The sequence below is a fragment of the Neisseria sp. HMSC067G12 genome, assembly GCF_001812725.1.
GTDB lineage: Bacteria > Pseudomonadota > Gammaproteobacteria > Burkholderiales > Neisseriaceae > Neisseria > Neisseria perflava.
Map to the genome: position 1 here is coordinate 23864 of NZ_KV810201.1, position 22416 is coordinate 46279.

Here is a 22416-nt window from a genome sequence, read left to right on the forward strand (position 1 = left end):
TTTTGTCCTAAGTTTTTTCAGACGGCCTTTGAGTAAGGATTCAATATCCTTTCTGATTCAATTCTCGGTAAGCATCGCAACCTAGCTGTATTCCGTTATCACAAGCCTTACCAAACCACTCCTTGGCAATCTTATAGTTCTGACGAACACCTTCTCCGTTGGCATACATCACACCAAAATTATATTGGGCTTTAGCATGCCCTTGTTCTGCCGCCCTGCCAAACCACTGCACTGCCTGTGCATTGTCTTGACGGACTCCTTGCCCTTGAAGGTACATCATGCCCAAATTAAATTGAGCTTGAGCATCTCCCTGCTCTGCTGCCTTTCTGTACCACTTAATCGCCTCTACATAATCTTGACGTACACCTTCCCCTCTCGCATACATATCGCCTAAATTATATTGTGCATCTACATTCCCTTGTTCCGCAGCTTTACGATACCATCCTATAGCCTGTATGTAATCCTGATGCACTCCTTCCCCGTTAGCATATGCCACACCTAAATTATACTGACCTATGGCATCTCCATGACCAGCCGCTCTACGAAACCATTTCAACGCCTGCTCATAGTCTTTGCCAACACCTTGCCCATTAGCATACAGCATACCCAAATTTAACTGAGCATCTGTATTTTCCTGATTCGCAGCCCTATAAAACCATTTTGCAGCCTGAGCATAGTCTTTGCTAACACCTTGTCCATTTTGATACAGCATGCCCAAATTATTTTGGGCTCCAGTATCACCCTGTTCGGCAGCCTTACGATACCATTCTGCCGCCTGTACATAATCTTGACCAACACCCTGCCCTAGCTGATACATTACACCCAGGTTAAATTGAGCTTTAGCATTCTCTTGCTCTGCTGCCTTACGAAACCACTGCACTGCTAGTCTGTTGTCTTGACTAATACCCTGTCCATTGGCATACATTGCTCCAATACTTAATTGAGCTTCTGGATCTCCTTGCTCCGCAGCTCTCAGCATATTCTTAAAATTTGGAATACTCTCAGCTAAAGCTGCCTGTCCTAACCCAAAGCAAGCCATCACGCCCATTATTATTTTTTTCACCGAAACATTCATTCTAAAATCCATTACATTCAAATTATTATTTCTGTTTTATCCTAGTTTTTCAGACGGCCCTTAGCAAAATTTAATATCCTGCCTAATCCAATTTTTGATAAGCATCACAACTTTGCTTGTCTCCATTAGCACAAGCCTTCTTAAACCATTCTTTAGCAACTATTTTACTTTGACGTACACCTTGCCCTTTTAGATACATTACACCTAAATTGTATTGGGCCTCAGAACTTCCTTGCTCCGCTGCTTTACGATACCAATATAAGGCCTGCTTATCATCTTGACGAACACCGAATCCATTATGATAAGCCACGCCAAGATCTGATTGAGCTTTGATATTTTCTTGATCTGCTGCACGATGTAGCCATAGCACCGCCTGTTTAAAATCTTTTTGCACGCCTAAACCATGCATATACCTTGTAGCCACAGTATATTGTGCTTGATTATCTCCCTGCTCCGCCGCCTTTCGATACCATTGGAACGCCTTCTCAGGAGCTTTACCGACACCTAATCCGTTATCATACATAATGGCTAAATTGTATTGGGCATCAAGATACCCTTGTTCTGCCGCCTTTTCATACCATTGAGCTGCTTGATCATAATCTTGTTCAATGCCTTTACCAAAAAAATAGATTGTTCCTAAATCATACTGAGCTTTAGCAAAGCCTTGTGCAGCAGCTTTTTGAAACCAATATTTGGCTTGCTCATAATCTTGAGCAACACCTTGTCCCTTATAATATAATCCCCCTAGATTGCTCTGCGCTTCAACATCCCCCTGTTCTGCCGCTCTACGGAACCAATGTTCTGCCTGTTTATAATCTTTGGTAGCCCCTTTCCCCAAGTAATACATCAAACCTAAATTAAATTGGGATGCAGCATTCCCTTGTTTGGCTTCTTGCTCTGTTTCTGCAAAATTTGGGATATCACTTGTATTAGCCATCTGTCCGAATCCAAACAAAGCAACTGCTATTTTTCTTAACCAATTTTTCATTTTACATTCTCTCTTATATTCTTTAATGTCATAGCAGCATTTTCAAACAGACTTAATCTGAAAATTCCTCAAAAAATCTGTTTACACCGTAGCTACTCAAAATCTGCTGCAATTCCGGTGTGCGCACCCATGGGTCAACCGCCATTGGCGGCATAGGCGGTTCGATACCGTCTTCGTTTTGGTTACGACACCAATCTGCCATGGCAAAAACTTGGATTAAAACCGGCTCGGCAAGTGCTTTATCGATGTCCAGTTCGCTCATGGCTTGGGCAAAGCAGGCGATCCATTCGTTGCGGACTTGTACGTTGACGGCAAAAGGCATATGGCGGGCACGCAGTTGGGGATGGCCGTATTTTTCGACAAAGAGTTGTGGACCGCCGAGCCAGCCGCTGAAAAATTCGTAGAGCTTTTCGCGTATCAGGGTCATGTCTTCGCCGTGCATTTGGCGTAAGGCTTGGTATTTCGGCTCAAGTTCCATTAAGTCGTAGAAACGGTCGGTCAGGGTGCGGATGCCGGTTGCGCCGCCGAAAGATTGGTACATGTTTGGAGACTTTCTGTGTGGATTATTGCGGGATTTATTTTGGGACGTAGGATTCAGGCAAGCATGCTTACCTTACATAATGGCCGTCTGAAACTTTCAGACGGCCTTTGGAGATTTAGCGGATTTTGAGGGTACTTAAACCAATCAGCACCAAGACGATGGTGATAATCCAGAAGCGGACAACGACTTGGGTTTCTTTCCAGCCTTTTTGTTCGTAATGGTGATGAATCGGCGCCATCAGAAAGATGCGTTTTTTGGTTCGTTTGTACCAACCGACTTGCAACATAACGGAAATGGCTTCAACAACAAACAGGCCGCCCATGATGACGAGGACAAATTCTTGGCGGATGATGACGGCAACGGTACCGAGCGCCGCACCAAGCGCGAGCGCGCCGACGTCGCCCATAAAGACTTGTGCCGGATAGGCGTTAAACCACAAAAAGCCGAGACACGCACCACACATGGCGGTACAGAAAATCACCACTTCGTTTGCGCCGGCAACGTAAGGCAATTGCAGGTATTGGGCAAATTGGGAGTGGCCGCTGGCATAGGCAAAGATAGCAAGACCGGCGGCGACAAGTACAACGGGGAATGCGGCTAAGCCGTCCAATCCGTCGGTCAGGTTAACGGCATTGGATGTGCCGACGATGGTCAGGTAGGACAATACCAAGAAGCCAACTACGCCAAGCGGCAAGGCAACTTGTTTGAAGAAGGGAACAATCAGGATATTGTTGGCAGAATTTGTCGCAAGGTAGAACAACGCCAAACCGGCGATGATGGCAACGCTGGACTGCCACACCATTTTGAATTTGGCAGACACGCCGTTAGGGTCTTTATAAACCACTTTACGCCAGTCGTCGTAAAAACCGAGTGCGCCGGTAGCAAGCAAGACGCCTAAGAGAATCCAGATATAAGGATTTGCCCAGTTGCCCCACAAAATTGTGGACACGGTAATAGCGGTCAAAATCAGCGAGCCGCCCATGGTTGGCGTACCGTTTTTGATCAGGTGGGTTTGAGGGCCGTCAGTACGGACGGCTTGGCCGACTTTAAGCGCAGTCAGCTTGCGGATGGTCCACGGACCAAGCAATAGAGAAAACGCCAAAGCAGTCAGCGCAGCCATCACGGCACGGAATGTGGTGTATTGAAAAATATTCAGGCCGGTTAACCAGTTACTGAAATGTGCGAGCCATAAAAACATGGGGCTTCCTTTTTTGTTTTTGTTGTTACAGTGGGCTTATTGCCCAATTAAAAATAAATCGGTATGCCGTCTGAAATTTCAGACGGCCTTATTGAGTAAGATTATTTCTCTACCACGCAAATCGGATAGTTTCCGGGATTCTTTCCGCCGCCTAAATCCAAGCAGGTATCTTCATAGATAAATGCCTGTACTTTCATTCCGGCATAAAACGCGGCAATCAGCAAACCAGTCAATAGTAAAATCTTTTTCATATTTCAGACGGCCTTCTTAAGTTTTATTTTCTTGGGTCTGAAAATAATCCTTGGGATGTAAGCAAAACAAGCTGTAACAAATTGCAGCGCGAATAATGACATCCAACAATGGAAACCCGATTCTAGGGGAAACCAAATAACCGACCATATTGTAGACGATATACAGTATACAGCCATAACCTACGCGCCCAATCCTTACCTCTCCATAATCCAACAGCACTAACCAGCATCAATATCACTTGCACAAGCAAATGAAAATTTCCTAACCAAAATTCAAACCAACCCCAACGTCCTCTTGTGCTTTCGTATGCTTCGCTTATTGTCTCAAATCCTACATCTTTGATGTACTGCCACACTGCAACCGGCCATAAAACTGCTGCCACTACCATCATCCCAACGATAACCTGCAACAGTATAGGCCGTTTCCTTTTCTGTTCCATTTTCAGACAACCTCTTTATCCGTCAGTGCCTCGACCACTTCTTCCATCTTCATAAAGCGTGATCCCTTGACCAATACAGTAGCGCGTTCAGGCAAATCGTGGCTCAACACTTGAATCAGCGGATCTTTGTCAGCAAACCACAAACCTTCCGCGCCAAACGTTTCCGCTGCTTCAACGCTGTTGTCGCCGACAAAATATGCGGCCTCGATGCCTTTATCCCGTGCATACGCGCCAACTTCGGCGTGCATGGCGGCGGCTTCGTCCTCACCCAATTCGCCCATGTCGCCCATCACAAAAATACGCGGCGCAGGCATAGCAGCGAGCACATCAATGGCGGCTTTCATACTGTCGGGGTTGGCATTATAAGTATCGTCAATCAAAGTCGCGCCTTTAATGCCTTGCTTGATATTCAGACGACCTTTGATATTACTGAAATTTTTCAGGCCGTCTGAAACTTCGGCAAGGCTCAAACCTGCCGCCAAAGCCAGAGCAGCCGCCGCTACGGCATTATGCACATTGTGACGGCCGGGGACTGGCAACACCACGGCAACACGTTCATTGCCACGCACCAAATCAAATTCGCAGGACAACGGTTTCAACTCAATATTTTCTGCATGGACATCGCCACTGGCAACGCCGAAAGTCTGAGCATTCAATTGCGCAGTAGCAGCTTCAAATGTAGCGATATTGGCATCTTCGCACGGAATCAGCGCAATGCCGTCTGAAAGCAAACCTTCGTAGATTTCACTTTTTGCTTTAGCAATATCGCCGACGCCATCAAAACCGCAACCGACATGCGCGCGCAAAGCGTTATTAACCAGAGCAACATTCGGACCGGCAATTTGGGTCAGCAAAGACAATTCGCCAAAATGGTTCATACCCATTTCAATGACGGAGTAGCGGTGTTTTTCGTTCAGTTTCAACAAAGTCAGCGGCAGGCCGATATGATTGTTAAAATTGCCGGCAGTCGCCAACACAGCTTCATTACCGAATCGATGACGCAATACGCAGGCCAACATCTCTTTAACCGTCGTTTTACCGGAAGAGCCGGTAATGCCAAAGACAAACGGATTCACATTTTCACGCCACGCCTTCGCCAGTTTTTGCAAAGCCGCAAGCGTATCGTCAACCTTCAATGCGCCTTTCAAAGCCGCACAATCTTCGCGCGAAACCACAACTGCCGTTGCCCCTGCTGCCAAAACATCTTCAACAAAGTCATGCGCGTCAAAGCGCTCTCCGGCAAGCGCGAAAAATACGTCGCCTTCCTGAATATCGCGGCTGTCTGTAACAATACGCGAAACGGGTTGATTTTCAGACGGCACCGGAAGGCCGAGCGTTTGACAGATGAAATTTAGGTCTAGTGGTTTCATGATTGTGTTTCTTGTCCTTGTTCTACTTGTTCTAACGGTTCCACATTTTTATCCGTATTTTGGGAAACCATTTTTAAATGACGATAATTACGTCCTGCCAGCACAATAAAAAGAATAGCGGCAAAATTTACACCGACAGAAAGCTTATTTACCGTAAGGCTGAACCATAGTTTCAATACACTATCTATATAAAATACAAAAGAAAATACATCGCTTGCAAAAGCAATTTGCAATAAGCATGGCATGTACACATATGTCATTCTCTTAAAACCGACTTCACGGAATTTAAACGCATTCCATGCTGCAGACAACGCCAACATACCCAAAATGAAAAGTAAAATCCCAAAAAACACAGCCCATGCTATGCTGTTAATCAGTCCTTGCACACTCTGAATTGATGCCAGAATCAACCAAACCACGCCCTGCACAAAAGTCAGCCATGCCATAAATTTGCCGCTTTTGGGCAATTTTTTATATTCAGGAAATGTATTGGAAAACCAACTTTTCATACTACAAATCACTTTCTCTTATCAACTGCCGATTTTCCCGTACTGCTGGTAATCGGAAAAACACAATACAATGGTTTCACCGTTTTGGCGGTAGGGGTGGCAAAGGCTGTAATTGCCATCTTTTGCCTCATAACGTATTTCATTTGTTTGTCCAGCAAATACCCTCTGCAAGTATTCACGCTCGCTCAGATTTGGGGCATAAAGATATTGCGTTTTGCTGATTGTTTCTTTATTGCCATTCCGAGTAACGACAAAACCATTATCATCGCCTACTCCCCGAGCATTGGGTGCCTGCTCATCAATCCCACTTAACTGGGAATCAGCTGAGAAAGCCAAATAAACCTGTTTATTACCGATCGTATCCGGCACAATCACTGTAGCTGCTTTAAAGGCAGAATCTTCCTTCGACATCAGCTCAAGGATTAACGCTGCTTTTTTAATATACGCAAAATCAAAACGATAATCTGCCAATGCATTGATTTGCGATGGATTATCCTTGACGATACGCTCTAGAGATTGAGTCAAAATCTGACGTTTTTTCTGAACAGTCAGATAATTTCCGCCAAATAACAGGGCTGCTAAAACGGGAAATACTGCCAACAACAAATATAAGGTTTTTCGGCCACCTTTGCTTTCTTCCTCTTGTCCTCGCTCGGCAATACGGGTCAAATTCAGCATGATGTTCAGTATCAAGGCTCCCGCCATCACGGCAAAAATCCCCAAAATACTCATCAGGAAAATTTCCGTAATGTATTCGCGGAACACCTTAAGCCCGAAAACATTGGATAGAATCAGAACAAATACCCAGTACACCAGCAGCACAACTGCCACCATACCGACGATATTCGTTGCCTTAACCAATTTCTTTGCGTTCATACTCTCAAATCTTGTTCAGACGGCCTATCTGTTCTGATTAATCAGCGGATACGGATTCACCGCGCCGTTCGGCAGATATACACCGTAATGCAGGTGGGCCGGTGTGGTTCTGGCATTGCCGGTTTTACCGACATAGCCGATGACCTGTCCTTCTTTTACTCGTTCATACAGGCGGATACGGGCAAATTTATTGAGGTGGGCATAGTAATGCCACGCACCCGGCCCTTGAATACCGATAACTTTACCGCCCAATCGGTTGCGCCCGATTTTGGTGACGATACCGGGCGTGGTACTGCGTATCGGCGTGTTTTTCTTAGCAAAAATATCCACACCTTCATGCCTTCGCCCCTGACTGCGCGCTGCGCCCCAAGTGTCGTCAAAACGCTTGCCTTTAACGGGATTCGGCAGGCTTTGCTCGACCGGAGGCTGTTGCGCCCTCAACTGCTCGATTTCGGCAGTAGGACGCGGAAGTTGTTTGGTTGTACAGCCTGCAAATAAAACTACGGCTGCACTGATTAATAAGGTTTTTGTCGGCATTTTCAGCATCAAATCGGTCTCCTTGTTGTTCAGACGGCCTTATTAAAAAGTCTTCCGAAACAAACAACTGTGATGGGTTTAATGGCTGACGTGCCGTAATGCGTGTGTCGTATTGCTTTTATTGTATATGTTTAAATCTTTTTCAGACGGCCTTAAGGTTTCGGGCCGTCTGAACATTTGCGATATGGCTTAACCGCGCTCTGCCAATGCTTTTTCTGCGATTTCAAAATCGGAGAAATGATGCTTCACGCCTTGTACATCCTGATAGTTTTCATGCCCTTTACCAGCAATCAGAATGATGTCGTTAGCGGCAGCCTGCTCAACCGCATAACGGATGGCAACGGCACGATCAACTTCGACACGTTCAGGATTAGATACAGCAGGCAAAATATCGTTGATGATGTCTTGAGGATTTTCCAAGCGCGGGTTATCGCTGGTAACCACTACTTTATCGGCACCCTGAACTGCTGCCGCACCCATCAATGGGCGTTTGCCGCAGTCTCGGTTGCCGCCGCAGCCGAATACGCACCACAAAGCCGCGCCCTGCGGTTTGATTTCCTGCAAAGTGGAGAGTGCTTTTTCCAGTGCATCCGGCGTGTGGGCATAATCGACAACGACCAAAGGTTTGCCGCTGTTCATAATGCAATCCATGCGGCCTGAAGCGGGACGGATTTTTGCCAGTACTTCCAAAACGTTATTGAGTGGATAACCGTTGGCACACAGCAAGGCAACGCAGGCGGCGAGGTTTTGCGCGTTGAATCGTCCGAGCAGACGGGTACGGCATTTTCCTTCGCCCCATGGTGTTTGGAATACGGCTTCCATGCCGTCTGAAGAAGCGGTGAAATCGGTAATGCGGATATCGGCTTGCTCGCTGAAACCATAGCCATAAACGGCTAAATCGGGACAGTCTTTTTTCAGACGGCCTGCGAGTTCTGCACCGTATTCATCATCGACATTGATGATGGCGTGTTGCAGACCATGCCAGTAGAACAGGCGCGATTTGATGGCACCATAGGCTTCCATGGTGCCGTGATAGTCGAGATGGTCGCGGGTGAGATTGGTAAAGATTGCGCTGCGAAACGGCACGCCGTTGACGCGCGATTGGTCAAGGCCGTGGCTGGAAACTTCCATCGCGGCGGCTGTTGCGCCTTGCTGGCGGAAGCGGTAGAGCAGGGTTTGGACATCGACAGGAGCAGGTGTGGTATGTGTGGTTTCTTCCAATGTGCCCCAAAAGCCGTTGCCGACTGTGCCGATAATGGCGGTTTTTTCGCCCAACAGATCGGCAGCTTGCGCCAGCCATTGTGTGATAGAGGTTTTGCCGTTGGTACCGGTTACGCCCCAAACTTTAAGGCTGTCTGAAACATTACCGTAAACCTGCGCCGCCAACATACCGGCGCGATGTTTCAGATCTTTAATGCCTTGATTAGGAACGTTCCATTCGGGATTCCATGTAAATTTGCCGTCATCATCCCAAAAAACAAAGGTTGCACCGTTGGCAATGGCGGCAGGAATATAGCTGCGGCCGTCTGTATATTCGCCCTGACAGGCAACGAAAATGTCACCCTGTTTAATTTGTCGGCTGTCTGAATGCAACAAACGCCCTGCTGCGTTTTCACACAGCAGAGGCGGAAAGTTGGTTTCAGCCAAGGGGGTTAACTTGCTGAACATAAACAATATCTCTTTGATTGTTTGGATTATGACGGTACTTTGACGGTAGCGGTATTACTTAAAGGCTTGGTCGGGGAAACACCCAAGATGTTCAAGCTTCCGCTCATGACTTCTTTGAATACGGGACCGGCAACCACGCCGCCGTAATAGCCGTTGGCAGTCGGTTCGTCAATGGTAACGGCCACAATAACGCGTGGATTTTTAGCCGGAGCAAAACCGATGAACGTACCGACGTGTTTGTTGTCCACATAGCGGCCATTAACCAGTTTACGCGCCGTACCGGTTTTCGCACCTACATCGAAACCATCAACAGCACCGGCAGTACCGGTACCGCCGGCTTCAGTAACGGAAACCATCAACTCGCGCACTTTTTTCGCAGTAGAGGCTTTGATGACGCGCTTGCCTTTAGGTGCAACCGCTTGTTTTTCAAAGCTGACCGGCAACAATTCGCCGTCATGGGTCAAGACAGTATAGGCACGAGCCAATTGCAACAGGCTTAATTGCAGGCCATAACCGAAAGACATGGTTGCCTGTTCGATTTTTTGCCATCTGCGCCAGCTTCTCAACAAACCTGCAGTCTCGCCAGGAAAGCCTGAATGCATGCGCACGCCCACACCTAAATCATGATAGAAATCGTACATTTCTTTAGGCGTAAACATGGCAGAAAGTTTACTGGTACCGACGTTGGAAGATTTTTGCATAATGCCGCGCACATCCAAAGTAGGATAAACGTGGGTATCTTGTACGGTAGCCGGACCGATTTTGTAAGGCAGGGTATTGAACGTATCGGTTGCATCCACTTTACCGGAATCCAATGCTTTGGCAATGGTAAACGGTTTCATTGCAGAACCGGGTTCAATCATATCGGTTACGGCGCGGTTACGGCGCTGTTCGCTATTGGCTTGACCCGGTTGATTCGGATCGTAAGCAGGGCTGTTGACCAAAGCCAAAATTTCGCCGGTTTGCGCATCCAATACCACAACCGTACCCGCTTTGGCTTTGTGATAAGCCACAGCCTTGTTCAACTCGTCATAAGCCAGCGTTTGAATACGCTGATCCAAAGACAAAATCATGTCTTGGCCATTTTTAGGCACGCTGTTGCGTGGAGAGTCGAGGCTGTCAACGATATTACCTTTGTTGTCACGCAATACGACTTTCGCACCATCTTCACCGCGCAGACTGTCTTCACGGGAAAGCTCCAAGCCCTCTTGACCTTTGCCGTCGATATTGGTAAAACCGATAACATGCGCAAACAGATTGCCCATCGGGTAATGGCGTTTCAATTCTTTTTGGAATGCGATACCTTTAATGCCCAATGCTTTGATTTCTTCTGCTTTCTCGTAGCTGAGTTGACGTTTCAGATAGATAAAGCCTTTGTCTTTTTTAGACAATTTATTTTTCAAAACTTCAACAGGCACATCGGCAATGGCCGACAGTTTTTCTAACTGCTCGTCAGTCGGCATTTCCTCCATGCCGGAAGGCATGGCATACAATGATTCGGTAGGCGCACTCAACGCCAATGTAGCACCATTGCGGTCGGTAATCATACCGCGTGATGCAGGCAGCGGAAGTGTGCGCACAAAACGTTGGTCGCCCTGATTTTTCAAAAACTCATGCTGACTGGTTTGCAGATAAACCCCGCGCACCAACAGACCGGTAAATGCCAGCGCAACGGCACCCAGCACCAAACCAATACGTCCGTTACTTGTCAGCGGTTTTTTTGTTTTTGTGGTTCCAGACAGCATTTGAGGTTTATATTCGTTCTTAATTAACATGTTGGACTTCTCATGACTTAGCTGCTCAGTGAGCTATTAATTCCCGTAAACACCTTGAAAACAAGGCTATATTCTTATTTTTTGCGTTCCAGCATAGCCGTATTATGCGCACCCGGCGGAAGCAGATGTTGCTTTTCGGCCGCCACTTTAATCAGTTTGTGGTTTGCCAATCTTGCTTGCTCCAGTTTCAAGCGCGCGTAATCCTGTTCCAACTGAATTTCCCGCTTTTGCGCCTTATCCAACTCGATAAAGTGCAAGCGCGACTGGTTTTGCTTAAACACTACGGCAAAGGCAGAAACCGTCACCAAAACCAGTAATAAAATATTCAACTTACCCATTTCAAACTTTCAGACGGCCTGTCAACAGAAACATCCCTTGCGACAATGCCGAAACGCTTTCCCTAGTCAACAACCGAAAATTCGCCGCTGCTGCGCTCCGCCACACGCAAAACTGCACTGCGCGCACGCGGATTGGTTTCAGTCTCTGTCGAACCCGGTTTGATTGCTTTGCCCACAGCCTTCAAAGGCGGTTGAGGCAAATCCGCTTCCTTGACCACCGCCCAACGGGGCAAAGGCGCATGTTGCGAATATTTTTTAATAAACTGCTTCACAATTCTGTCTTCCAGCGAATGGAACGCAATGACGGCCAAGCGTCCACCCTCTTTCAGACGGCCTGCAACCTGCGGCAAAACTGCCTCTACCTCTTCGAGCTCGCGGTTAATAAAGATGCGAACTGCTTGGAAGGTGCGCGTAGCAGGGTCTTGTCCGCGCTCACGAGTACGGACGTTTTGCGCCACAAGCTGCGCCAGCTTGCGGGTTGTATCGATGGGACTCTCCTCGCGTTGCGCAACAATGGCGCGCGCAATCTGGCGACTAAACCGCTCTTCACCATAATTCTTAATTACCTCGTGTAAATCCTGTTCGGATGCGGTTGCAATCCATTCTGCCGCAGACATCCCGCGAGTCGGATCCATCCGCATATCCAACGGCGCATCAAAGCGGAAACTGAATCCGCGGCTGCCATCGTCAATTTGCGGCGACGAAATCCCCAAATCAAAAAGCGCACCGTCAATCTTATCGATGCCCAATTCATCCAAGGCCGTCTGAAATGTTTCAAAACCATTGTGTACGACACTGACACGTTTATCTTGCACCGCCAGCTCATTGGCTACCGCAATCGCCTCAGGGTCTTTGTCAAAAACAACCAAACGACCCTGCTTGCCCAAACGCGACAAAATCAGCCGGGAATGCCCTCCCCTGCCGAACGTACCGTCCACATAAATCCCATCTTCACGGATTGCCAACGCATCCACCGCCTCATGCAACAAGACAGTAACATGCTGATAATTTTCAACTTTACTCACAATTGCAAATCCGTTTGACTCAATTGGAAAGCCAATTCATCAGGATCGATATCCAAAGCCTGATTCATTTCCTCTTCCCAATGTTCGCGGCCCCACAACTCCATACGGTTTGCACGGCCAACCAAAGTAACTTCTTTTTCAAAATCTACGCGTTTGCGCAGATTGGCCGGAATCAAAACGCGTCCGGCGCTATCCCACTCCAAAATCTCCGCATTGTGCAGCAGCAAATTCTGATACCGTTGCAAAGCTTCATTGCCGGCCACTTTCAACTTCAAAATCTGCTCGGCTTTTTCTTCCCAAACGGGCTCGGGGTACATCAATAATTTTTTTCGGGAATCCAGTGTGACCACAATTGCAGGCGTATAACGGCGCAGCAAAATATCGCGGAATTTGGCAGGAATCGCCAACCGCCCTTTACTGTCCATACTCAATTCATGAGCACCGCCAAACACATTACACCCCAAATTCGATTAAAATAAAACTAGAGTGGGATTAAAAATCCCACCTTCCTAAAATATTTCGTCTTCACTTCTACGGAACACTTTTTAGGAAAAAGTAACCACTTTCACCCACTATGCCCCACCAACCGACACTATAAGAAATTTTGGCAATCAGGTCAAATCAACCCTTTATCTGAAATGAAACACTAAACACTTAAAATTCAATAGCTTATATATACAAAAATGCATGACAAATTAATATGCTAGCCATTTTATATGGCATAAAACACCATATCTAGTATTGTTTATGTTTTTAAAATACTACATATAGTATTTTTACACCCGATTACCACCCCTCTCACAAGGGGCTATAATATACAAACAAATTCAAATTTTTTACATTATCTAACAGTCATGAAGCCACAACTCCCCCTTCCTTCCCCTGATGCACAAGCCTCTTCAGCACACCTGACCAAGCTTATAAAAAACGAAATTGAACAACATCAAAACTGGATACCCTTCTCCCGTTTTATGGAGCTTGCCCTTTACACACCTCAATACGGCTATTACAGCGGAGGCAGCCATAAAATCGGTACGGACGGCGACTTCATTACCGCCCCCACCCTCTCCCCCCTATTCGGACAAACCCTTGCCAAACAACTTGCCGAATTACTGCCGCAAACAGCAGGCAATATCTATGAATTTGGTGCAGGTACAGGTCATCTCGCTGCCACACTCTTGCAAAACCTTTCAGACGGCCTAAATCATTACTATATTATCGAACTATCAGCAGAGCTTGCAGAGAGACAACGCCAACATATTCTTGAACATACTTCCCCCGAAGCAGCCACAAAAGTCATCCACCTCACCACATTACCCGAACACTTTGACGGCATCATCATCGGCAACGAAGTATTGGATGCCATGCCGGTGGAACGCTTGATTTATCAAGATGAAGGGTTTCAACAAATCGGCGTGAGCCTAGAGAATGACGAGCTAATCGAAGCCATCAGACCATTGACCCAAGCCGAACTGATACAAACAGCCTCCTTGTACCTCCCTCCCCTCCATTCATACACAAGCGAGCTACATCCTGCACAATATGCCTTTATCCAAACCCTGGCCGCCAAATTGCAGCGCGGCGGTATGATATTTATCGATTACGGCTTCGACGCCGCCCAGTATTACCATCCGCAACGCAAAGAAGGCACATTTATCGGCCACTATCGCCACCACACCATCCATGACCCATTTTTCAACATCGGCCTGACCGATCTGACTGCACATGTCAATTTCACCGATATTGCACGCGCCGGCATAGAATCAGGTTTGGACTTAATCGGCTACCTGCCCCAATCTTATTTCCTGCTCAATCTCGGCATCACCGATTTGCTGGCACAAATCGGCAGCCCAGATTCAGTTGAATACATCCAAGCAGCCGCCGCAGTACAGAAACTGATACATCAGCATGAAATGGGCGAACTTTTTAAAGTGATCGCTTTTGGCAAAAACATCGATATCGACTGGGCAGGCTTTAGCCACGGCGATATTTGCCATAAGCTATAGCCTGACAACCTACTTTTTATTTTTTAAAAACAATAAGAAATAAAAAAAACCAAAATTAGCGCTTGCCAAATATTCAAAAAAAACTATAATAGCGACTTCACGAAACGGCGAATTAGCTCAGTCGGTTAGAGCAGAGGAATCATAATCCTTGTGTCCGGGGTTCGAGTCCCTGATTCGCCACCAAATTTCGGGGGTATAGCTCAGTTGGTAGAGCGCTTGCATGGCATGCAAGAGGTCAGCGGTTCGATCCCGCTTACCTCCACCACTAAACAAAAAAGCTCTTGTTAAACGCAAGAGCTTTTTTGTTTGGCTTAATTAATAACTGATTGCTCATTAATTTTGCCATTTCAATACCCAATCAATAAAGGCCGTCTGAAACATTTCAGACGGCCTTTTATCTTTAATTACTTCACAAGCTTCAATACTTTTTTCGGTTTTTCTTCCGCAGATTCAGCTTTTTTATCTTCGGCCACTGCAGCTTCGATAGAAGCAGGCTGATATGGTTCTACCTCAAACCCCATACCCTCTCCACTTTCGCGGCCAAATATACTGACAATATGACCGACCGGAATCCAAATCTCGTGCGCTACGCCGGAAAAGCGTGCAGAAAAATTGACCCACTCGTTGTCGATATTCAAGTTATGGCTGGCAGTAGGGCCAATATTTAAAACAATCTCATTGTCGCGTACATACTGCATCGGCACACGGGTATGTTCATTTACCCAAGCCACGATATGCGGTGTTTGGTTATTATCCAAACACCATTCATACAAAGCACGCAACAAATACGGTTTGGTTGAAGTTGCCATAGATCCGTCCTTTAACGGCGCATGGCTTTTTCAGCCGGTGTCAATGCTTCAATAAAGGCTTCGCGTTGGAAAATACGCTCGGCGTACTTCAGCAAAGGCGCAGCAGATTTACCCAGTTTGATGTCGTAATAGTCCAAACGCCACAACAGTGGAGATAAGGCAACATCAATCATGGAGAAGTCATCGCCCAAGATGTATTTGTTTTTAGTAAAAGACGGTGCCAACAGTGTCAAACCATTGCCAATGGCTTCACGCGCTTTGGCTTGTTCTTTATTGGTAGATTCAGGGTTTTCCAACACTTGCACCAAGCTGAACAATTCTTTTTCCATACGGTACAGTACCAAACGGCCGCGACCGCGCATAACAGGATCACCCGGCATCAACTGAGGATGAGGGAAACGCTCGTCAATGTATTCGTTGATGATGTTTGATTCGTGCAAAATCAAATCACGCTCAACCAGAACCGGTACTTGGTTATACGGATTCATCAAAGCCAAGTCTTCGGGTTTATTGAACACGTCCACATCTTTGATTTCAAAATCCATGCCTTTTTCATACAATACAAAACGGCAACGTTGGCTGAATGGACAAGTAATACCCGAATACAAAGTCATCATAATCTTCTACTCCTGATCAATCTTTTCAGACGGCCTTAAGCCTTATAAAAATTCAGAAAGAATTATACATAATTTCAAATACTTAATCCAGAAATTTAAAATAACACACTGTTTACATTAAGCAATTTTTAGATTTGCATTAATCCGACATAAATTGATTAAGCAAACAAAAAAGGCAAACCTGAAACAGGTTTGCCTTTTTGATTCAAAAGAATTAATGAACGTCTTTCCAGAATTCTTTTTTCAGGAAGTACGCCAACGGCAACATTACGGCAAACAGGAATGTCAAAACCATGTAACCGATACGGTGGCGTTGCAATTGAGCAGGTTCGCCCATGTATACCAAGTAGTTCACCAAATCGCGCACATAAGCATCGTACTCTTTTTGGATTACTTTACCATTAGGCAGACGACGGCTATGCAGACCGGTAGATTCCCAATACAGTTTAGGAGTCAGGTTGCCATGCTCGTCTTTAATCATAACGGGCTGACCTTTGGCATCCAATTCAACGGCTTGAACACCTTGTTGCTCCCACAATGGGTGAGGCATACTCGCGCCGGCCAAAACGGTATTGTTCCAACCGGTCGGACGAGTTGGGTCTTTATAGAAGCCGCGCATATAAGCGTACAGGTAGTCCGCACCTTTAGAACGGGCAATCAGGGTCAAATCCGGCGGAGGCGCACCCAACCATTTGGAAGCATCTTTCGGATCCATGGCCGCTACCATCACGTCACCAACGTTGTCTGTTGTGAACATCAGGTTTTTCTTGATTTCATCTTCAGTCAAACCGATGTCTTTCAGACGGTTGAAGCGCATACCACTGGCAGAGTGGCAAGACAAACAGTAGTTTGTAAAGATTTGCGCACCGTGCTGCAGGCTGACTTGGTCACGCAGGTCGATATCGACTTTTTCATAGTTTGCATGGCCGCCGCTGGCGACGGCTGCACTCATAGGCACTGCCAGCAATAAGGCAGCAAACCAGTTTTTCAGAGTTTGTTTCATTTTCGCTGCCCTCATCAGATATTGGTTGCAAACAAGTAAGCACCAACAACGGTAATACCGACATAAACAAAGAACATAATTTTTTGTTTAGTAGTGCTCATGGTTACGCGTTCAGGAACTGGTTTGTTGGTATCCAGTTTGGTATAGAACGGCATACCTAGGAAGAATGCAAAGTAGACGAAAGACAGGATACGTGCAACCAAAGTACGGGTATCAGTTGCTACCATTGCACCCAAAATACCCAAACCGATGAAGGCAATGATGAACAGAACCAACGCAGTTTTGAAGATTGGGCCGCGATAACGGACAGATTTAACTTCGCCTTTATCCAACCAAGGCAACAAGGCAATCAGGACAACTGCTGCACCCATACCGATTACGCCCCATACCTGAGTACCGGCAAAGGAAGGAATCGCACGCAGAATTGCGTAGAACGGAGTGAAGTACCATACCGGCGCAATGTGCGGAGGTGTTTTCAGCGCATTCGCTGCATCGAAGTTTGGCGCTTCGAGGAAGTAGCCGCCGCCTTCAGGTGCAAAGAACAACACAGAACAGAAGACAATCAGGAATACAACGACGCCCAAGATGTCTTTAACGGTGTAGTAAGGATGGAATGGGATACCATCGCGTGGAATACCGTTTTCGTCTTTGTTTTTCTTGATTTCAACGCCATCAGGGTTGTTAGAACCCACTTCATGCAGGGCGATGATGTGAGCCACAACCAAGCCGAGCAATACCAAAGGTACAGCGATAACGTGCAGGGCGAAGAAGCGGTTTAAAGTAACGTCGGAAACGTTGAAGTCACCGCGGATCCAAGTGGACAAATCAGGACCGATAACAGGGATGGCGGAGAACAGGTTAATAATTACCTGCGCACCCCAGAAGGACATTTGACCCCAAGGCAACAGGTAACCCATAAAAGCTTCTGCCATCAATGCCAAGAAAATCAGGGAACCGAAAATCCACACCAATTCACGAGGTTTTTTGTACGAACCGTAAATCAGACCGCGGAACATGTGCAGATAAACGACGATGAAGAAGAAAGATGCGCCAGTGGAGTGCATGTAGCGGATAATCCAGCCGCCGGACACGTCGCGCATGATGTACTCTACTGCAGTAAAGGCAGCAGGCAGATGGTAGGCGTTAAGGTTGCCGTCCGGTTTGTAGTTCATGGTCAGGAAAATACCGCTGACGATTTGAATTACAAGGACGAGCAGAGCCAAAGAGCCGAAGTAATACCAGAAGTTGAAGTTCTTTGGCGCATAGTATTGAGCCAAATGCTCATTCCACATTTTAGACAGAGGGAAGCGAGCGTCCATCCAGCCTAACAATGCTTTTGCTTTGCTATTGGTTTGGTTTGCCATAATTATCGTTCCTTATTTTTAGTCTTCGCCCACCAAAACAGTCGTATCGCTCAGATATTTGTAAGGCGGTACAACCAAATTGGTCGGTGCAGGAACACCTTTGTATACGCGGCCTGCCATGTCGAATTTCGAACCGTGGCAAGGGCAGAAGAAACCGCCTTTCCAGTCTGCACCCAAATCCGCAGGGGCAATGTCGGGACGGTAAGTCGGAGAGCAACCCAGGTGGGTACAGATACCGATAGCGACGAGGAGGTTCGGCTTGATCGAACGGTGCTCGTTTTTAGCGTATTCCGGTTGCTGATCCACTTCGGAATTAGGGTCTGTAACTGCACCATCCAAACTTTTCAGGTCTTTGAGCTGTTGATCTGTGCGGTTGACCAGCCAAATCGGTTTACCCTGCCATTCGGCAGTCAGCATTTGGCCTGCTTCGATTTTGCTGACATCCACTTCGACAGCAGCACCGGCAGCCTTAGCTTTCTCCGATGGGAAGAAGCTGGCCACGAAAGGCGTAGCTACGCCTAGAGCCGCCACACCGCCTGCACCGCAAGTAGCCAGTGTCAGAAAACGGCGGCGACCGTTGTTGATTTCTTGATTATCCATTATTCAGTCGTCCTAAAATTTTGGGAATACCGAGCCATTAAACAGCGTAATTCTACCTAGTTTGTTGTAATACTCAAAGCATTATTTAAAATAAGGTAAAGTTTTTATGATATTGCTCAATACTCAGGCAGGGTTGTTTTCATCAAAGTGAACCACTTCAATACCGAATTTTTCTGCCACAGCATCGCCTAAGGCGCGGACGCCGTAACGTTCTGTCGCGTGGTGGCCGGCACTGATAAATGCCACACCCGTTTCATTGGCAAGATGATATTGCGCTTCGGAAATCTCACCGGTCAGATACACATCGACACCTTCGTCTACGGCCGTCTGAAAAAATCCCTGCGCACCGCCACTGCACCAGGCAATGCGTTTGATTTCGCGTTCAAGATCGCCGATAACGGTCGGCTTGCGGCCGAATACCGCCTCAATGCGTTCAGACAACTGCGCCAACGTTTGCGTGGTTTTCAGACGGCCTGTATTCAACAGGTTTTGCTCGCCGAATTGTTTTTCGAGCACCCAATCGAGTTTCTCAGCCAACTGTGCGTTATTGCCTAATTGCGGGTGTGCGTCCAGCGGCAGGTGGTAGCCCGCCATATTGATTTGGTATTGCAGCAAGGTTTCAATGCGTGCTTTTTTCCAACCGGTAATCGTGACAGGCTCGCTTTTCCAAAACATGCCGTGGTGAACCAAAAGCATATCCGCCCCCTGCCCTACGGCAAAATCGATTGCTGCTTTGCTGGCGGTAACCGAAGTGGCGATTTTGGCAATTTCTTCTTTGCCTTCGACCTGCAAACCGTTGGGCGCATAGTCCTTAAACAGCCAGACCTGCAATGTCTCATCGCACCAAGCCAGAATTTCGCGGCGTAAAGCCATATTCCGCTCCTTATATCTATCTTCAAAAACAGCTTCGCATTCTAACCGCAAAATCTGTTTATGCCTCAAATTCTTACATTCCGATTTCAGCAATCATTCCCAACATTAATCATTTGCACATCATCATGAATTATTTTAATATACACCACCTTACCCACAGGCCGTCTGAAAACACATGGACTCTATTATCGAATTGCGTCATCTCAAAACCTTGCTGGCTTTAGAAGAAACCGGCAGCGTTTCCCTTGCCGCCAAACGGGTTTTCCTGACCCAATCCGCCCTGTCGCACCAAATCCGCGCCTTGGAAAATTATTACGAAACGCCGTTGTTTGAACGCAAATCCACACCACTGCGCTTCACTCCGGCCGGTATGCGCCTATTGCAACTGGCGCGCGAGCTGTTGCCGCAGGTTGCTGCCGCCGAACGTGATTTGGTGCGGATTATCGAAGGCGAAGCGGGCGAACTCAGGCTTGCCGTCGAATGCCACACCTGCTTCGACTGGCTGATGCCTGCCATGGGCGAGTTCCGCCCCTTATGGCCGCAAGTTGAATTGGACATCGTTTCCGGTTTCCAAGCCGATCCGGTCGGGCTGCTGCTACAACACCGTGCCGACCTTGCCATCGTTTCCGAAGCCGAGCCACTCAACGGCATCAGCTACCGCCCTCTGTTTGCCTATGAAATGGTCGGCATCTGTGCAGAAGACCACCCACTTGCCGACAAAGATGTTTGGGAAGCGGAAGATTTTATCGACGAAACCCTGATTACTTATCCCGTCCCCGACGAAATGCTGGATTTGCCTAAAAAAGTGCTGCTGCCTAAAGGCATTAATCCGCCGCGCCGCCACAGCGAGCTGACCATTGCCATTATTCAACTGGTTGCCAGCAAACGCGGCATCGCCGCCCTGCCCTATTGGACGGTCATGCCGTATCTGGAAAAAGGCTACGTCGTCCATCGCAAAATCACTTCAGACGGCCTGCAAAGCAAACTTTATGCAGCCATTCGTACGGAAGATGCCAACAAAGGCTATTTGGACAACTTCTGCCAAATCACGCACGACCGCTGTTTTGCCGACTTGCCGGGTTTGAGCGAATTGGAAATGTAAACTTAAAACAAGCAAAAGGCCGTCTGAACAATTTCAGACGGCCTTTTTTAATATACACAAAAATCTCACTGCTTCTATTCGGATTCATCCGAACCCAAACACGCCGACAAATCGATTTCAGACGGCCATGTTTTATCGGGCGCAACCCGAATATCGAAATGCTCGCCGCGATAGTCGAAAACCAAACGCCAAGCGTGCAAAAACAGATGTCCCGCCTCATCGCCGCCATACAGCGTATCGCCCAAAATCGGACTGCCTATGCTTTTCATGGCCACGCGCAGCTGATGGGTTTTGCCGGTAAACGGTTGCAACACAAACAGGCGCAAACCGGGCTTCAGGCTTTGGCTGCTGAAACGGGTAACGGCAAAATTATCCTCGTCTCGCGTCAGCTTCCATGTACCGCGCCGCGAACGCGCCATACCGCCTTTCACCCAGCCCTGCTTTTTCGCCGGCTTGTGCGTACTGAGTGCCAAATACGTTTTACGCATAGTTTTCTCGGCAAACTGTGCCGACAAAGCCGCCGCGCTGTCGCGGTTGAGCGCAAACAGCAACAGGCCGCTGGTGGCCTTGTCCAAACGGTGAACCAGCCACACGCGTTCAACACCGAGCTGCTGCGCCAGCGAAGCGGTCAGGCAAACATCCCCTTCCGATTCGCTGTGCACCGATACGCCGCAAGGCTTATTAATGACCACAAAATCTTTGTGTTCAAAAACAATGTCCCACATTTCAGACGGCCTTCAACACGATACCGTCGCCAAGCAGGGTCAAAATACCCAGCAGGCAGAACAAGATACATGCGGCAATGCGCACTGCTTTGGCCGGAATCTTGCGCATCAGCATTTCGCCCAAATACACGGCAGGCACAGAAGCAATCATCAAACCGGCAATACTGCCGACCACGACCAGCAGGATAGATTGGTATTTTGCTGCCAAAAGAACTGTTGCAATCTGCGTTTTATCGCCGATTTCAGCCAAGAAAAACAGGACAACCGTCGCCGTAAATGCGCCGTATTTCAGCCACTTACCGTCAGGATCTTCGTCTTTGTCCGGCAATAGCAGCCACAATCCAACCGCAATAAAACTGCCGCCAACCACCCATTTCATGACTTCGGGCGAAATAGCGGATGCCAGCCAGACACCGAGTGCGGCTGAAACAAGATGGTTCAACAGGGTTGCAATAAAAATACCGGCAACAATCGCGTTTTTGTGGGCAAAACGTGCAGCTAAAAAGAGTGCGAGCAATTGCGTCTTATCGCCGATTTCGGCAATGGCAACGCCCAGCGTCGAGGAGAAAAAAGCTTCCATGATTTAAGATACTCAACCGAAAAGCGGGCAAACAAAAAGCGCTGTGCATACCGCCCGCAAGGGTATGGACAACGCTTACGTCTTGCCTGTCTTCCGATAAAGCAGAGAAGATACCGCTGCCACGGCCGCACAAGCCGATTATGTTG

At 47.4% G+C, this 22416-nt stretch carries 24 protein-coding genes and 2 tRNA genes; 4 read left to right on the forward strand and 22 right to left on the reverse strand.

The annotated features are described in order from the left end of the window. Positions 1-40: 40 nt before the first annotated feature. From HMPREF2871_RS05045 to mraZ, 14 genes are all read right to left on the reverse strand, one after another. Positions 41-1087, reverse strand: coding sequence for an SEL1-like repeat protein (locus HMPREF2871_RS05045; RefSeq protein ID WP_079453672.1), 1047 nt, complete (start codon positions 1085-1087; stop codon positions 41-43). A gap of 70 nt (positions 1088-1157) precedes the next feature. Beyond that, positions 1158-2063: an SEL1-like repeat protein gene (locus HMPREF2871_RS05050; protein ID WP_049335334.1), complete on the reverse strand. Its 906-nt coding sequence runs from the start codon at positions 2061-2063 to the stop codon at positions 1158-1160. Positions 2064-2115: 52 nt separating this feature from the next. Beyond that, positions 2116-2604 carry a group II truncated hemoglobin gene (locus HMPREF2871_RS05055; RefSeq protein ID WP_004518885.1) on the reverse strand — a complete coding sequence of 163 codons (489 nt, stop codon included), beginning with the start codon at positions 2602-2604 and terminating at the stop codon, positions 2116-2118. Positions 2605-2719: 115 nt separating this feature from the next. Next, positions 2720-3802 (reverse strand): phospho-N-acetylmuramoyl-pentapeptide-transferase, encoded by a 1083-nt coding sequence (mraY, locus tag HMPREF2871_RS05060; RefSeq protein WP_004518887.1) that lies wholly within the window; start codon positions 3800-3802, stop codon positions 2720-2722. Between the two features lie 101 nt (positions 3803-3903). Beyond that, complete coding sequence (locus HMPREF2871_RS11880) at positions 3904-4053, reverse strand: hypothetical protein (protein WP_049335337.1); 150 nt, start codon at positions 4051-4053, stop codon at positions 3904-3906. Positions 4054-4495: 442 nt separating this feature from the next. After that, complete coding sequence (gene murF / locus HMPREF2871_RS05070; RefSeq protein WP_004518890.1) at positions 4496-5863, reverse strand: UDP-N-acetylmuramoyl-tripeptide--D-alanyl-D-alanine ligase; 1368 nt, start codon at positions 5861-5863, stop codon at positions 4496-4498. Continuing rightward, entirely contained in the window at positions 5860-6372 is a 513-nt protein-coding gene (locus tag HMPREF2871_RS05075; protein ID WP_004518891.1) for a hypothetical protein, read from the reverse strand. Before HMPREF2871_RS05075 ends, murF begins: the two co-directional genes overlap by 4 nt. 21 nt (positions 6373-6393) lie before the next feature. Next, complete coding sequence (locus tag HMPREF2871_RS05080; protein WP_004518892.1) at positions 6394-7248, reverse strand: hypothetical protein; 855 nt, start codon at positions 7246-7248, stop codon at positions 6394-6396. Positions 7249-7272: 24 nt separating this feature from the next. Further along, a complete protein-coding gene (locus HMPREF2871_RS05085; RefSeq protein ID WP_049335339.1) occupies positions 7273-7794 on the reverse strand; it encodes a M23 family metallopeptidase in 522 nt (173 codons plus the stop codon). Between the two features lie 180 nt (positions 7795-7974). Beyond that, positions 7975-9453, reverse strand: a complete 1479-nt coding sequence (locus tag HMPREF2871_RS05090; RefSeq protein ID WP_004518894.1) for a UDP-N-acetylmuramoyl-L-alanyl-D-glutamate--2,6-diaminopimelate ligase — start codon at positions 9451-9453, stop codon at positions 7975-7977. A 26-nt stretch (positions 9454-9479) separates the two neighbouring features. Further along, positions 9480-11228 (reverse strand): peptidoglycan D,D-transpeptidase PBP2, encoded by a 1749-nt coding sequence (locus HMPREF2871_RS05095; protein WP_004518895.1) that lies wholly within the window; start codon positions 11226-11228, stop codon positions 9480-9482. Between the two features lie 74 nt (positions 11229-11302). Further along, positions 11303-11566 (reverse strand): cell division protein FtsL, encoded by a 264-nt coding sequence (gene ftsL, locus HMPREF2871_RS05100; RefSeq protein ID WP_003681879.1) that lies wholly within the window; start codon positions 11564-11566, stop codon positions 11303-11305. Positions 11567-11628: 62 nt separating this feature from the next. Beyond that, a complete protein-coding gene (gene rsmH / locus HMPREF2871_RS05105) occupies positions 11629-12591 on the reverse strand; it encodes a 16S rRNA (cytosine(1402)-N(4))-methyltransferase RsmH (RefSeq protein WP_004518896.1) in 963 nt (320 codons plus the stop codon). Next, on the reverse strand, positions 12588-13043 hold the full coding sequence (mraZ, locus tag HMPREF2871_RS05110) for a division/cell wall cluster transcriptional repressor MraZ (RefSeq protein ID WP_039861849.1): 456 nt from the start codon (positions 13041-13043) through the stop codon (positions 12588-12590). Before mraZ ends, rsmH begins: the two co-directional genes overlap by 4 nt. A gap of 402 nt (positions 13044-13445) precedes the next feature. Here mraZ and HMPREF2871_RS05115 point away from each other — a divergent pair, with 402 nt between their 5' ends. The 3 genes from HMPREF2871_RS05115 (at position 13446) to HMPREF2871_RS05125 (ending at position 14862) form a co-directional block, all read left to right on the forward strand. Next, positions 13446-14597 carry a class I SAM-dependent methyltransferase gene (locus HMPREF2871_RS05115; protein ID WP_049335342.1) on the forward strand — a complete coding sequence of 384 codons (1152 nt, stop codon included), beginning with the start codon at positions 13446-13448 and terminating at the stop codon, positions 14595-14597. 106 nt (positions 14598-14703) lie between these two features. After that, a tRNA-Met gene (locus tag HMPREF2871_RS05120) sits at positions 14704-14780 on the forward strand. A 6-nt stretch (positions 14781-14786) separates the two neighbouring features. Further along, positions 14787-14862 (forward strand) — tRNA-Ala (locus tag HMPREF2871_RS05125). Positions 14863-15001: 139 nt separating this feature from the next. Here HMPREF2871_RS05125 and HMPREF2871_RS05130 read toward each other — a convergent pair. From HMPREF2871_RS05130 to HMPREF2871_RS05155, 6 genes are all read right to left on the reverse strand, one after another. Next, entirely contained in the window at positions 15002-15406 is a 405-nt protein-coding gene (locus HMPREF2871_RS05130; RefSeq protein ID WP_049335344.1) for a ClpXP protease specificity-enhancing factor, read from the reverse strand. A gap of 11 nt (positions 15407-15417) precedes the next feature. Then, positions 15418-16023 (reverse strand): glutathione S-transferase N-terminal domain-containing protein, encoded by a 606-nt coding sequence (locus HMPREF2871_RS05135; RefSeq protein ID WP_039861850.1) that lies wholly within the window; start codon positions 16021-16023, stop codon positions 15418-15420. 214 nt (positions 16024-16237) lie between these two features. Next, a complete protein-coding gene (locus HMPREF2871_RS05140; RefSeq protein ID WP_003748257.1) occupies positions 16238-17026 on the reverse strand; it encodes a cytochrome c1 in 789 nt (262 codons plus the stop codon). 14 nt (positions 17027-17040) lie between these two features. Further along, a complete protein-coding gene (locus HMPREF2871_RS05145) occupies positions 17041-18390 on the reverse strand; it encodes a cytochrome b (RefSeq protein ID WP_003681866.1) in 1350 nt (449 codons plus the stop codon). A gap of 18 nt (positions 18391-18408) precedes the next feature. Further along, positions 18409-18990 (reverse strand): ubiquinol-cytochrome c reductase iron-sulfur subunit, encoded by a 582-nt coding sequence (petA, locus tag HMPREF2871_RS05150; protein WP_049344533.1) that lies wholly within the window; start codon positions 18988-18990, stop codon positions 18409-18411. A 123-nt stretch (positions 18991-19113) separates the two neighbouring features. Beyond that, positions 19114-19863 (reverse strand): Nif3-like dinuclear metal center hexameric protein, encoded by a 750-nt coding sequence (locus HMPREF2871_RS05155; protein ID WP_049335348.1) that lies wholly within the window; start codon positions 19861-19863, stop codon positions 19114-19116. Positions 19864-20038: 175 nt separating this feature from the next. Between HMPREF2871_RS05155 and HMPREF2871_RS05160 the strand changes: the two genes are divergently transcribed. Further along, positions 20039-20965, forward strand: coding sequence for a LysR family transcriptional regulator (locus HMPREF2871_RS05160; RefSeq protein ID WP_003748251.1), 927 nt, complete (start codon positions 20039-20041; stop codon positions 20963-20965). Between the two features lie 74 nt (positions 20966-21039). Here HMPREF2871_RS05160 and HMPREF2871_RS05165 read toward each other — a convergent pair whose 3' ends face one another. Together HMPREF2871_RS05165 and HMPREF2871_RS05170 are read right to left on the reverse strand one after the other, a co-directional pair. Further along, entirely contained in the window at positions 21040-21690 is a 651-nt protein-coding gene (locus tag HMPREF2871_RS05165) for a TIGR01621 family pseudouridine synthase (protein ID WP_049335349.1), read from the reverse strand. 1 nt (position 21691) lies between these two features. Continuing rightward, positions 21692-22270 carry a TMEM165/GDT1 family protein gene (locus HMPREF2871_RS05170; RefSeq protein WP_004518907.1) on the reverse strand — a complete coding sequence of 193 codons (579 nt, stop codon included), beginning with the start codon at positions 22268-22270 and terminating at the stop codon, positions 21692-21694. Between the last annotated feature and the right edge of the window lie 146 nt (positions 22271-22416).